Below are 13,559 nucleotides of genomic sequence, written 5' to 3' on the forward strand. Positions count from 1 at the left end.
TAACAACAATGAAGGCAAAAATTACTAAGATGTCGAACATAAAATTTAAAATGGACTTTAAGCAAGCTAAGACAGCGTTAAAGGCGTTGTCCGTGCTTGCTTTAACACAAATGACTGTGGTTAAAGCTTTTGCAGCCGACACCATGATGATTACTGTGACTAAAGGATTTGGGCTGACACTGTATGCCTCAGATTTAGGTGATGCCAAACAAATGGCAATGGGCACTAACGGCACCTTGTTTGTCGGCTCAAAAAAGAGCGGCACCATTTATGCTTTAGTCGACTCTGATAACGATGGTCAGGTAAACAAACGCTACCTAATTGGTAAAGGCTTAGAGTACCCAGAAGCTATCGCGTTTCATGACGGTGATTTGTATGTCGCTGATCAAGACCGTATTTTACGTTATCAAGATATTGAAGACCGCCTTAGGCGTCCTGGTAGACCCAAAGAGGTGTACTCAGGGCTGCCAAGTGTTGAGCGCAAACATGCTCGTGGGATGAAGTTTGGACCCGATGGCCGACTGTATATCTCTATTGGTTCTCCGTGTAATGTGTGTGAAGCAGAAGCGCCATTTAGCAGCATGTTAGCCATTGATATTAAGACGGGTGACACCGAACAAGTGGCATCAGGATTAAGGCGGGTTATTGGTTTTGACTGGTCGCCGAGCAGCGCTAAATTATGGTTTGCTGATCAAGGCCGAAATTGGATGGGTGATACCATGCCAGCCGATGAAATAAACCGCATAGACGTAAAGGGTAGCCATTTTGGTTTTCCCTATATTCATGGAACCAATGTTGTTGAGCCTTCTTTTAAGAAACCAGACAACCTCAATGTTTCAACACCAGAATTTGAATTACCAGCGCATGTAAAACCAACCAGCCTACTTTTTTATCAAGGTGATAATTTTCCTGAGCGTTACCATCATCAATTATTTGTTGCTGAAAATGGCTCGTGGAATCGCTCAAGTAAAATTGGTTATCAGGTGGTGATGTTAGCCCTTGAAGATGACCAAATTATCAAGCGCGAAAGAGTCGTCAGCTTTTTAGACGGTGAGTTTCCCGTTGCTAGACCTTATGACCTGATAAATGCACCCGATGGTGCAGTGTTCATCTCTGATGACCTAAAAGGCAATGTATATCGCTTGTTTTATAAAGCGCCAGAATAATCACAGGAATATTAACTAATGAGTGATGCGATTGAATTAAGCCTTGATGGTGTAGAGCAAATGCCCCTACGCCGTTTTACAGAAGAGGCTTATTTAAACTATTCAATGTACGTAATCATGGATCGTGCTTTGCCACATATTGGCGATGGTTTAAAGCCTGTTCAACGTCGTATTATTTACGCTATGAGCGAGCTTGGATTATCAGCTCAATCTAAGCCTAAAAAGTCTGCTAGAACCGTGGGTGACGTATTAGGTAAATACCATCCCCATGGTGACAGTGCGTGTTATGAAGCTATGGTATTAATGGCGCAGCCATTTTCCTATCGTTACCCCTTAGTCAAAGGTCAAGGTAACTGGGGGGCGCCAGACGACCCTAAGTCATTCGCAGCCATGCGTTATACCGAAGCGACCTTATCAAAATTTTCAGAAGTGCTTTTATCTGAATTAGGCCAAGGCACGGTTGAATGGGGCGTTAACTTTGACGGAACTTTAAAAGAGCCGAAATCATTGCCTGCACGCTTACCGCATATTTTATTAAACGGTATTACCGGTATTGCCGTGGGTATGGCAACCGATATCCCACCACACAATGTGCGTGAATTAGTGTCTGCGTGTGTGGAGTTATTGGATAATCCTAAAGCGGAACTTGAGCGCCTAATGGAGCTGGTACCAGGGCCAGATTATCCGACCCAAGCTGAAATTATTACCCCAAGTAAAGACATTGCCAAGATTTATGAAACAGGTCGTGGCTCGATTAAAATGCGCGCGGTTTACGAGATTGATAGCGGCGAAATTGTCATTACTTGTTTGCCACATCAAGCTGGTAGCGGCAAGATTTTAGAGCAAATTGCTAACCAAATGCAGGCTAAAAAGTTGCCGATGGTGGCTGATTTACGTGATGAATCTGATCACGAAAACCCAGTACGATTAATCATTGTGCCTCGCTCAAATCGTGTTGATTGCGATCAGTTAATGGCGCATTTGTTTGCCACTACGGATTTAGAAAAGAGCTTTCGAGTTAACTTAAATGTGCTCGGCCTTGATGGTCGCCCAAGGGTTAAAGGCCTGAAAGAGATGCTAACTGAGTGGCTCAGTTACCGCATCTCAACCGTGACCCGTCGTTTGCAATACCGTCTTGATAAGGTACTTGCAAGGCTGCATATTCTTGATGCTTTGATGATTGCCTTCTTAAATATTGATGAAGTCATCGAGATCATTCGCTTCAATGATGAGCCGAAAAAAGAGTTAATGTCACGGTTTGATTTATCAGATAAGCAAGCCGAAGCGATTTTAGAGCTTAAGTTACGTCATTTGGCCAAGCTTGAAGAATTTAAAATTAAAGGTGAGCAAGAAGAGTTAGCTGCAGAGCGCGATAAGCTGCAACTTATTTTGGGTTCTGAGCGCCGCTTAAAAACCTTAGTTAAAAAAGAGCTCATACAAGATGGTGAAACCTATGGCGATGATCGCCGCTCGCCTATCATTGAGCGTATTGAATCAAAAGCCTTAACTGAGCAAGAGTTGACCCCAGCAGAGTCAGTGACCGTAGTGTTATCTGACAAAGGTTGGGTACGCTGCGCGAAAGGTCATGATATTGATGGCGAAGGGTTAAATTATAAAGCCGGTGATAGCTTCTTATGTAGTGCCAGCGGTAAGAGTAATCAGCCATCAGTGTTTATCGACTCGACAGGGCGGGCGTTTGCAACCGATACACATACGCTACCTTCTGCTAGAAGTCAGGGGGAGCCAATCACGACACGCTTTAATTTAGCGCCAGGGGCGGTAATGCGCCATGTGTTGATGGGCGTTGATTCACAATGCTATTTATTAGCCAGTGATGCCGGTTACGGTTTTATCGGCTCTTATGCAGATATGGTGAGTCGTAATAAGGCTGGTAAAGCATTATTAAGCCTGCCTGCGAATGCGCAGTCCTTAGTGCCTAAATTGGTTAAAAAAGGCGTGCCTCAGTCAATTATGGCGATAACCAATGAAGGCCGAATGCTTATCTTTGATGTTGATGCCTTGCCGCAGTTATCGAAAGGTAAGGGTAACAAGATCATTGGTATCCCAACGGATCGCGCTAAGAGCAGAGAAGAGCTATTGATCCATCTTGATGTTATTCCACAAGAGGCGTCAGTTACCCTGTGGGCTGGTAAACGTAAGCTAACTTTAAAACCATCTGATCTTGAGCATTATCGTGGTGAGAGAGGCCGTAGAGGCGCGAAACTACCTCGTGGTTTACAACGGGTCGATAGTGTTGATATCGAGCTCGGTGCGCAAACGGATGCTGACATTGAGCCATCAAGCGATTAATCGCGCAGCAGAATAGCCATAAAAGAAAGACATAAAAAATGCTGCCAATGGGCAGCATTTTTTATGAGAATTTGATTTTAACCTGAGGATGAACTTAAGGCTTGAGTTAGCCTTGCTTTTTAGCAACAGCTTACGCCACTTCGTAAAATTTAGGTTCTACGTCAACTTGAGCCTGAATAATGTTGCTCGCCATACGTGCACATTTACCACATTGATCAGCAACACCTAAGCGTTTTTTAACGTCAGCTAAAGAGCTATCGCCATGTTTGCTTACCGCTTCTTTAATTTGGGTATCAGTAATTCCGTGACAAAGACAAACGTACATAAAGCCTCTTCAATTAATCTGATTCATATCTTAACTTAGACAATTCATAAGGCTAAGAAATGCTCGCTCGTTGACTATAATGCAATTCTAAATGAAAACCGTTCTCATTGCTAATAACTTTTTTATCAATTTCTTAATTGGTGCCAAGAATATTAGTTATTAAAAATTGCTAACTTGCTCACAATTACTGCTGCAATGGGAGTTTAATGCCAATATCGGCGTTATCAATTGGATTAAAAGGAAGAGGTCTTAGGGTTTTCAAGTCGGGAGGATATAGACTCCAGAGGGGGTTACTTTTATTCAATATCAGCTCATCCATGAGATTTAAATTACAGTATGACTTAATTGTTAGGCATTATGCTGGCGGTTAATAATAAAGATTAATAGCCCTTAAAAAAATCGACCAGATGCTTTAAAGGTTGCTGTGTTGTCCATAAATGGAAGTTTTCAACGAACACTTCTACCACTTGTTCAGGAAAGCTTGGGGCGGCAATATGGGGGGTGATAATGGCATTAGGGCAATGCCAAATAGGGTGGTCTGCGGGCAATGGCTCTTGATTAAAGACATCAAGGATTGCGTTTTGTTGTGACTTATTAAGTAATTGCGCAGCTAAGGCATCTAAATCGAGCACATTTCCGCGGCCAAGGTTGAACAGCACACATTCATCAGGTAGTAATGCCAGCATGGTTTTGCTTAATAGATTCTCAGTTTCTAAGGTGCTAGGTAGCGTACTGGCGATGGTGTGTGCACTAGGCAAATAGTTAGCTAAGTGCTCAATAGTATCAACATGGTCAAAATGCGCCTTTGGCTCGCCGCTACGACTCAGGCCGGTAACCGTCATGCCGAAATGCTTCGCCGTTTTAGCAATATGCTGGGCAATCGAGCCGGTACCGAGTAACAGTAAGCCTTGGCCTTGTAAGGTTCTGTAGCTACCAGGGATCCATTGCTTATGTTGCTGCTGTTGTTTATATTTTGCATGCTCTCGCTGGTGGGCAAGTAAATAACCAAATAAATATTCACTCATCAAAGGGCCAAAAATCCCTTTGATATTGGTTAGGACGTAATCCCGTCGTTGTCTAGAACCTGTAAGGCGATCAACACCAGCAAAAGTGGATTGCATCCAAGTTAAGTTGCGACCTAAGTTAAGTAATGGCGCCGCAAGATGTGGCTCTGCAAACCAGATATCAGCCTCAGTAATACTACTAGGCTCATCGCCTAGAATTGTCAGATCCTTAAGGTGGTGAGCCGCTAATAATTGACGAAACCTGTCGTTATCTTGGGTTAACAATAATAACTTGTGTGCCATAAAATCCCTGTAAGTCGATTAAATTGAGGAAGTTAATGGATCAAATAATAGCATTTATTGCCCAGCTTGGCGCAATGCTTCATCCGTGGATGAGTGAAATTGCCACTGCGTTAGTGGCCTGTTGTATTGTGGTGTTTGCCACCGATATTAATCGGCTATTACGCAAGGCGTTATCGGGTCAGGGCTTTTTTGTCCGAACTTGGGTATTTGTACTGGTGAATGCTTTTGGTTACGGCTTAGGGATTGTCAGCGTTAGCCCGTGGTTAGCGAGGCAACTTAAATCAATGCCTTCACAATGGATGCTGTTACTGCTACTGGTGGCATTTTTTGCTGTTGGCGCTTGGGCGCAACGAAACAGGCAAGTTTAACGGTGTCACTTGCCTGTTGCTTTAGGGGGTATTTAGCCAAAGTATAAATGGTGGTCAGTTGCTTGAGAATCAGTGTCTTGTTGATTTAATTGCTGGATTACTTCGGCGGCTTTATCGGGATAGTTACTGAATATCCCATCTACGCCAATGGCGTTCAAAGCTTGAATGTCTTCGGCATTATCGACGGTGTAGACATAAATTTTAGCGCCGCGTTGATGGGCATCATTGACCATTTTATGGGTGACAAAATGTATATCAACATGGATAGAATAGGCATCAAGGGCTGATACTGATTCAGCATAGTTTAGCGGCACGCCCGCTAAAATGGGTGCCACTCTAGCATGGGGGAGATGTTGTTTAACCTCGAGTAAGTAAGGCTGATTAAATGATGAGATCAGTAGCTGATCTGGGCTAAAGCCAAGCTGCTCAATCATGTCGTTATAGCAAGCAATAAGAGGCGCGGCGGTGTGATAGCCTTTAAGCTCAATATTGACAATACAGCGACCTTTAATCAGGCCCATGACTTGCCATAGCGTCGGTAGTTTATGCTGCTTGATAGTCACATTATTGATAGTGTCTAAGCTACTTAGATGCACTAACCCTTGTCCTGAGGTTTTGGTTTCTAGGCGGCGATCATGAAATACAATCAGTTGCCCTTCCACATTATAAACATCAAGTTCAATGGCACTAACCTTTAACGCCAGTGCTTTTTCCATTGCCGCAAGGGTGTTTTCTACTTCATAACCACTCGCACCGCGGTGAGCAAAAATCAGCATTTATTTAACCTTTGATAATTTTATTAAATTCACGACTCTGACCATTATTGATATGGATTTCCATTTGTGGGTACGCCAATTCAACTTGGTTTTCTTTTAGTTTTTTACAAATACGTTTGTGAAGGTTATGCCTTAAGGGCCAACGATCGTTCATGTCTTTAGCATAGGATCTGACTTCATAATCTTGGGTGTGCTGGCCAAAACCTGCAAACCAGACTTCAGGCTCAGGGAAGGTCAATGATAAGTCACATTCTCTTACTGCTTGATGGAGTAAGGCTTCAACTTTTGATGGATCTGCATCACGCTGCACTGACACATAAACGATAACTCGGGTAATAGGATCAGATAACGACCAGTTGACCAGTTGTTCTGTAATAAAGGCTTTATTGGGGACAATAATCTCTTTTCTGTCCCAATCGACAATGGTTGTGGCTCGAATTTCAATTTTGCTGACGGTGCCGGTTAAGTCGCGAATGGTCACCGTATCGCCTATTCGAATCGGTTTTTCAAATAAGATAATCAAACCAGAAATAAAGTTAGCAAAAATTTCTTGTAAGCCAAAACCAAGGCCCACCGAAAGCGCTGCAACAAGCCATTGTAATTTCGACCATTCAACCCCGACGGTGGAAAACCCGATTAACATGCCAAGAAATACCACCACGTAACTACTTACGGTGGTGATAGCAAACCCTGTACCTGGCGATAGCTCTAATCGTTGTAAAATGGTCAGCTCTAGTAAACCCGGCAGATTTTTAGCAATCATGGCGGAAAAGCCAACGGTGATAAAGGCAAACAGAATTGACTTTAAGGTGATCGGAATTTGCTGCTCTATACCGTTAACTACCGAATGGGTGCTCCATAAGGTAATGCCATCAAGGAAAGAAAACAGTGCAGTATGGGTTTGAGAAATAAGCCCAAGTAAACTAGCAAAAAAGGCTAAAATCAGTAGCGAACGTACTAACCCCAGCGACTGACTCGAGATAGTTTCCAGGTCGACTTTGGGCTCTTCATAGTTTTCAGAGACATCGGGGGTATTATTTAGTTCGCCACGCTCACGTTGCGCCAGTCTTTCTGCTCGTTTGGTTTTAGCGCGATCAAAGGCAATTAAACGGCGCTCGATTAGCATCCAACGCTTTAGTAGTTGGTACAACAATAAAAAGCCTAAGCCTAGCAATAAGGCTAATTGCAGCTGCAGTAATACTTGAAAGGCACTAAAATAGTAACCTATTAGGGCGAAAACAATGCTGGCGCAAGGCACTGTGATTAAAAATGCCCAAATGACTTTATGGAGTAATTTCATGTTCTTGCCATCATTGGCGTTGGCACGAAAATCATTAATAAAGGCATATAAATCTTTATATAGCATCAATAGCGAGATGGTGAATAAGAAAAATGCCAAACGACCAATACTGTTACGAATAAGCGAGCTATCAAGGGCTTCAGTAAAACCGATAATGCCAATTAATGGCCAGCTTAAGACAATAAAGCGCAGGGTTTTTTCTTGAAGGCGCCTAATTAAGGTTTCAGGTCTTCTAAAGTGACAGACTAAAATGCCATTATCACAGGCAAGTAATGCAAAGACTCGGTACACCAAGTAGCTGCCACCCACAGATAACACGCCAACCCCAATTGCATGCACCAAGTTCAGTTCTGAGGCAAATAAAATCCATCCAGCAAGTAGTACCGGTAATGGTTTTACTAGCGAATAACATAAACTTAGCGCTAAGGTTTTAGCGGTGTATTTGAATTTATCTTGGGTTACGTTACCCACATATTGACCATAATGTTCAATGGTTCTATTAAATTTAGGCGTCAATAAATCCTGGGCCATTAAGCACAATATCAAGGTGATCACCCACCAAGCCCAATATATATTTTGCTCTGCCCACGCTTGTTTAAGCAGTTGCCCTTGTTGGGTTTGCATCATCCATACGGTGGCATTCTTTAAGTCAATAAGCCACAAACCGGATATTGCCGCCGCATTGGGAACCCAAAATAAATGTTCATTGAGGGTGTTTTTAAGATCAAGATAAATCTGTGTTAGCTGCTCATAACTATTGCGCAGTTTAGCTTGCTCATTGAGGTATACATCATAGCTTTGTACTACTTGTTCGATTAGGCTTTGCTGAGAGGTAAGTAATTTTACTTGGGTATTATTAAGATACTTCTGATTGCTCAATTGTTGCTTATTTAACGCTTTTTGTTGCTCAGCCTGATAACGCTTTAGGCGTGAGTCAGCAACGGATGCCAGTAATTTATCTTGGTTTGTCGGCTTAGGTAAGGACTGCAGCATCTGTAAAAAACGGTCGCCAAATGCAGAGTTAGTTTCTACCCAGGTGATTTGCTCCTCAACATTAGCCAACTGTAGCGCATGGGATTGGTATTGTTTCTCTGCTTTTTCTTGCAACTCGATGGTGTCTGAAATGGCATTATTTATACGGATTAATTCGTCAGCATACTGCTGATTTTGTGCGCTTATCTCTTGCGAGGCTTCATCGGCAAGTTGTTGCTCATCAATCAGGTTGTTGGCAATGGTATTGGCGGCTTTTTGTTGGCGATATTGATTGTTTTTTTGGTTTAACTGCTCAATTAATCGCTCTTGCTGGGCATGCTCTAAGCGCAAAAGCTGTAATTGCAGTTGCACGATTTGTTTTTGTTTAGGACCACTGGAGAGCTCAGAAGATAAGGTTGCGATATGTTGCTCAAGTAACTCAGCTTGTAAGCTTTGCAGCTTGCCTAAAGGGGTATCCAAAGGCGCTTGTCGGGCACGCTTATGCTGATTTAAGGCTTCTTTGGCTTGGCGTATTAAGGTGGGTAAGGCTGTTTGTCTTTTATTAAGCTCAACTAACTGCAAGCTTAAATCATTTTCGGATTGTTTTTGCTCTGATAAATGGTAGTAAGCCATTGAGGCTTGTTGGCTAATATCAACATCGTCATTGATGATGATTGGCGCTGCGGGCTGATTGATTTTTGCAGTAATGCTGTTGATTGTGCCAGCACTTGCCGACTCAAGATCATCATAGCTTTGGGCTTCATTACGCAGCCTTGTGATACTTTGCTGGACATTGTCTATTTGAGTTGGAATGTCCACAACCGCGATTGTATTGGTATTTTTAGCAAAGCCCAAGCGCTTGTCTAACTGCAGCGGAGAGGTTGCAGAGGCAGTAAAAGAAATAATACAGAACAATAAAACCGCAATACGTATCATAGTTGGATGATTACTTAAGAGGGACTAATACAATGGTAACAAAAACCTGAGTTTACGCTTTATTTTTTTTATGATTTTGCTGAGTTTCGAAAATTGCGGTGGCTAAGATAATCAACCCTCCCACAGTGGTGGTGACATTGACTTGCTCATTTAACAATAGCAAGGCTAATACCGTGCCATAAAAGGGCTGCAGACATGAGACGAGTCCGACAGTTTTAGCGCTTAATTGACGCAGCGCTGAGGCAAATAAGGCGTGGGGGGCAGCGGTAAAAAATACCCCTAAAATGACAATTGTTGTCCACATTTCAGCCTTGATAGTATCTAATTCCACTTCTAACCACGGGCTTAACACGACTACAGCTACGAATGTTTGATAAAACATAGCCTGAGGGCCGCTATAACCACTGAAGTAGCGTTTATGGAGCAAATTGCGGCCAGTGAATAACGCAGCAGATAAAATACCTGTAGCAATGCCTAAGGTGACATCATTTTCGAGGTTGGCCTCGGGAATAAGTAACATCACTCCGATTAATACCACTAAACCTGAAATAACATCCACTAATTTAAGCCGTGTGTTATTGACTAGCGGCTCTATAAGCACAGTCATGACGGGGTAGGTGAAAAAAGCAATCATGCCAATGGCAACTGATGACAGTTGCATTGAGGCGAAATAGGTCACCCAATGCAAGCTAACAAGAATACCGAGGCCTAGGGCGACTAAGTAATGTTTGAATTGCTGTAATTGTAGCTTTTTCTTGCTTAATTTGACGATACAGCCAAGTGCAAAAAAGGCGATAACACAACGCAGTACTGTGATGTCTAGCGCATTGAGGGGGATAATTTTAGAAAATAGTGCAGTACCGCCAAATAGCAGTACTGCGATATGCAATTGAATTAACCCTGAGTTTGGATTCGATCCTTTGAAAGCGCCTGTTGGCATCATACTCGTTCAACTAACCATGTTGTGGGCAATAACGATTACTTTAAATGAGCGAAGGCTTGACCCATGCGTGTGGTTTGCGTTGGCTCAACGCCTTCGGCAAAGCTTTCAATAGCGTCTTGAGCAAATAACATTACTACGGTAGAGCCTAACTTAAAGCGGCCCATTTCGGCGCCTTTTTCTAACGTCAGTGCTTCAGGACCTTCAGTTGGGTAATCCCATGTGAAGACTTGCTTACCACAAGGCGGGGTCACTGTGCCTGCCCAAACAGTTTCAATACTTGCCACAATCGTTGCGCCAACTAATACCATGGCAAGTGGGCCTACTTCAGTTTCAAAAATAGCGACAACACGTTCGTTACGGGCAAATAGCCCTGGTACATTTTGCGCAGTTAACGGGTTAACCGAAAACAAATCACCAGGAATATAAGTCATTTTCGACAAGGTGCCAGTGATTGGCATGTGAATTCGGTGATAATCTTTGGGTGCTAAATAAATCGTTGCAAACTCGCCATCATTAAAACGTTCAGCATCCTTAATCTGACCGCCTAACAGGGCTAAGGTGGTGTAGTCATGGCCTTTTGCTTGGACAATTTTGCCAGCTTGTACTGGACCACATTGACTTACTGCGCCATCAACAGGGTGAGCGACTGTTTTCGCATCTTCAACAATTGGGCGAAGACCCGGTTTTAATGCGCGGGTAAAAAAGGCATTAAATGTTTTATAGGCTTCAGGCTCACTTTGAGCCGCTTCAGACATATCAATTTTATACTGCTTGATGAACCATCGAATACCTGCAGTGGTGATTGCGCCAGCTTCAGCGGCAGCAAGTTTACCCACAAGACGTGAAAGTAAGTGTTTAGGTAAGATGTATTGCAAAGCAATTTTAACAGAGTCCAATTGAATACCCTTTTGAGTTGTTGAGGTTGTTATAATATAACAGTTAATATTTGTACGTCAGCGAAGTTACTCGTCAGCGGCGCGGAAGTGGCGAGCATGTCGCTGTTCATCTAGGCTGGCAATAATGCGCTGGTAATTACTAAATCTATCTTGGGTTATTTTCCCATCAGCTAGCGCCGCTTGCAAGGCGCAACCTGGATCATCACCATGTTTGCAGTCTCTAAACTTACAGGTACCGATGTAATCTCTAAATTCAATAAAGCACCAGCCTACGCGCGGGGCAGGTAAGTGCCATAGCGCAAACTCTCGTACACCTGGAGAGTCAATTAAGTCGCCGCCACTTTGAAAGTGAAGTAACTTTGCCGTCGTTGTAGTGTGCTGACCTAGGCCTGAGTTATTGGATACATCGCCAATTGCTAGCTCTGCATCAGGCATCAGTGCATTAATCAGCGATGATTTACCTACACCTGATTGCCCTGCAAATACGCTAATTTTATCAGCAAGTAAGGCTTTTATTTGATCAACACCTTCACCAGTATGGCTACTGACCATATAGACGGGGTAACCAATCTGGCGGTAACGCTCTAATGCCACTTCGACTTCTTCACGATTGTCATCGGTTAATAAATCCATTTTATTAAGAATGATGACTGGTGGAATATCGGTGTCTTCAGCGGCAACCAAGTAGCGGTCAATAATTTGGGTGGTAAAGCTGGGTAAAATCGACGATACAATCAAAATTTGATCAATATTGGCAGCAATGATTTTTACGCCATCATATAAATCTGGACGAGTTAGCGACGAAATCCGTGGATGAACCGCTTCAACAATGCCCCCAATACCACGATCGGTTTCATTGGCAAGGCGCACTAGCACTTTATCACCGGTTACAAGGCTAGTGATATTACGGCGAATATTACAACGGGCGACAGTGCCATCTTCGGTTTCAATATCAGCATGCTGACCGAAACGTGAAATAACAATACCCTGCTGTTCAGGCCCTAGTAGACTATCCTGTAACTCGTTAGCAGAATCTTGTGTGTCTTTGCGTTTTAGGCGCTTACTCTGATTGTCGCGCATTCTGCGCTTTTGACCTTGGCTAAGTGGTTTCTTTTTACTCACAGGCTAATCTTCATTAATTTGGTGTTTTTGTGTCGCTTAAAAAAACAGTATGATACACCCTCTTTAATAAAAAAGCCTGAATTATGGGCTTTTGACAGAATAAGGCAGATATTATGGCTGTAAACTCAAGCAATCTAATTTGGGTTGATTTAGAAATGACGGGTCTAGAACCTAGCGTCGATCGTGTAATTGAAATTGCCACTATTGTGACAGATCAAGAGTTAAACGTATTAGCTCAAGGCCCTGTGGTTGCGATTCATCAATCAGATGAAGTGTTAGCCGGTATGGATGAATGGAATCAAACTCACCATGGACAATCAGGTTTAATTGATCGCGTAAAGGCGAGTTCATACACTGAAGAAGATGCCATTAGACAGACGATTGCCTTTTTAGAGCAGTATGTGCCAAAAGGTGCGTCACCTATGTGTGGCAATACCATTGGCCAAGATCGCCGCTTTTTGAACAAGTACATGTTGGAGCTGGAAGAGTTCTTCCATTATCGCAATATTGATGTCAGTACGATTAAAGAGCTTACCAAGCGCTGGAAACCGGAAGTGATGGATGGGCTGACTAAGAAGAATACCCACCAAGCTTTAGAAGATATCAAAGAATCTATCGAAGAATTGCAGTTTTATCGCCGCGAAGTATTTAAAATTTAACCGATCAGACTTTTTTTTTGAAATAAGGGTTGCAGTGTAGTGAATATTACATATAATGCGGCCTCAACTTTTTACAGTAAGAGTCATTACTGCAAGAGGTTGAAGTTTGAAAGTTGAAACACCAAAATGCGACATTAGCTCAGTTGGTAGAGCGATACCTTGCCAAGGTATAGGTCATCAGTTCGAACCTGATATGTCGCTCCAATTTTCAAATTAAAATTTATGTGCGACATTAGCTCAGTTGGCTCTGGTTCAAACGATACCTTGCCAAATGTTTTGATAAAGCATTAAGTGATGCGACATTAGCTCAGTTGGTAGAGCGATACCTTGCCAAGGTATAGGTCATCAGTTCGAACCTGATATGTCGCTCCAAATTTTAAAATTGATTTGATATGCGAGATTAGCTCAGTTGGCAGGTTGAAAGACGATACCTTGCTAAGTGAATTAAAAAAGCAAATAGATGCGACATTAGCTCAGTT

At 42.8% G+C, this 13,559-nt stretch carries 11 protein-coding genes and 2 tRNA genes; 6 read left to right on the top strand and 7 right to left on the bottom strand.

All coding sequences use genetic code 11. The annotated features are described in order from the left end of the window. Positions 1-50 precede the first annotated feature (50 nt). Together AB4160_RS15115 and parC are read left to right on the top strand one after the other, a co-directional pair. On the top strand, positions 51-1,166 hold the full coding sequence (locus AB4160_RS15115) for a PQQ-dependent sugar dehydrogenase (protein WP_102439946.1): 1,116 nt from the start codon (positions 51-53) through the stop codon (positions 1,164-1,166). An 18-nt stretch (positions 1,167-1,184) separates the two neighbouring features. Further along, the gene (gene parC / locus AB4160_RS15120) at positions 1,185-3,476 is read left to right on the top strand and encodes a DNA topoisomerase IV subunit A (RefSeq protein ID WP_102439945.1); all 2,292 of its coding nucleotides are present in this window, start codon (positions 1,185-1,187) and stop codon (positions 3,474-3,476) included. A 130-nt stretch (positions 3,477-3,606) separates the two neighbouring features. Here the strand turns inward: parC and AB4160_RS15125 are convergent, their stop codons facing one another. Then, positions 3,607-3,801, bottom strand: coding sequence for a bacterioferritin-associated ferredoxin (locus tag AB4160_RS15125; RefSeq protein ID WP_076539068.1), 195 nt, complete (start codon positions 3,799-3,801; stop codon positions 3,607-3,609). Between the two features lie 380 nt (positions 3,802-4,181). After that, positions 4,182-5,108: a D-2-hydroxyacid dehydrogenase gene (locus AB4160_RS15130; RefSeq protein WP_372005363.1), complete on the bottom strand. Its 927-nt coding sequence runs from the start codon at positions 5,106-5,108 to the stop codon at positions 4,182-4,184. 35 nt (positions 5,109-5,143) lie between these two features. Here AB4160_RS15130 and AB4160_RS15135 point away from each other — a divergent pair, with 35 nt between their 5' ends. After that, on the top strand, positions 5,144-5,476 hold the full coding sequence (locus tag AB4160_RS15135) for a DUF3392 domain-containing protein (protein WP_102439943.1): 333 nt from the start codon (positions 5,144-5,146) through the stop codon (positions 5,474-5,476). Between the two features lie 32 nt (positions 5,477-5,508). On the opposite strand, the gene AB4160_RS15140 is transcribed toward AB4160_RS15135, so the two are convergent. The 5 genes from AB4160_RS15140 to rsgA all read right to left on the bottom strand — a co-directional run bounded on the left by AB4160_RS15140 (position 5,509) and on the right by rsgA (position 12,421). Further along, positions 5,509-6,252 carry a glycerophosphodiester phosphodiesterase gene (locus AB4160_RS15140; RefSeq protein WP_102531741.1) on the bottom strand — a complete coding sequence of 248 codons (744 nt, stop codon included), beginning with the start codon at positions 6,250-6,252 and terminating at the stop codon, positions 5,509-5,511. Positions 6,253-6,256: 4 nt separating this feature from the next. Beyond that, a complete protein-coding gene (locus AB4160_RS15145) occupies positions 6,257-9,460 on the bottom strand; it encodes a mechanosensitive ion channel domain-containing protein (RefSeq protein WP_372005366.1) in 3,204 nt (1,067 codons plus the stop codon). Positions 9,461-9,512: 52 nt separating this feature from the next. Further along, entirely contained in the window at positions 9,513-10,403 is an 891-nt protein-coding gene (locus AB4160_RS15150; RefSeq protein ID WP_241903573.1) for a DMT family transporter, read from the bottom strand. Between the two features lie 35 nt (positions 10,404-10,438). After that, positions 10,439-11,299 carry an archaetidylserine decarboxylase gene (gene asd / locus AB4160_RS15155; RefSeq protein ID WP_102439940.1) on the bottom strand — a complete coding sequence of 287 codons (861 nt, stop codon included), beginning with the start codon at positions 11,297-11,299 and terminating at the stop codon, positions 10,439-10,441. 66 nt (positions 11,300-11,365) lie between these two features. After that, a complete protein-coding gene (gene rsgA, locus AB4160_RS15160; protein WP_102439939.1) occupies positions 11,366-12,421 on the bottom strand; it encodes a small ribosomal subunit biogenesis GTPase RsgA in 1,056 nt (351 codons plus the stop codon). 113 nt (positions 12,422-12,534) lie between these two features. Here rsgA and orn point away from each other — a divergent pair, with 113 nt between their 5' ends. From orn to AB4160_RS15175, 3 genes are all read left to right on the top strand, one after another. Next, positions 12,535-13,080: an oligoribonuclease gene (gene orn, locus AB4160_RS15165; protein ID WP_102439938.1), complete on the top strand. Its 546-nt coding sequence runs from the start codon at positions 12,535-12,537 to the stop codon at positions 13,078-13,080. Between the two features lie 128 nt (positions 13,081-13,208). Continuing rightward, positions 13,209-13,284 (top strand) — tRNA-Gly (locus AB4160_RS15170). Positions 13,285-13,376: 92 nt separating this feature from the next. Continuing rightward, positions 13,377-13,452, top strand: a tRNA-Gly gene (locus AB4160_RS15175). The last annotated feature ends 107 nt before the right edge of the window (positions 13,453-13,559 follow it).

Source organism: Shewanella sp. 10N.286.51.B8 (genome assembly GCF_041469325.1).
Classification (GTDB): domain Bacteria; phylum Pseudomonadota; class Gammaproteobacteria; order Enterobacterales; family Shewanellaceae; genus Shewanella.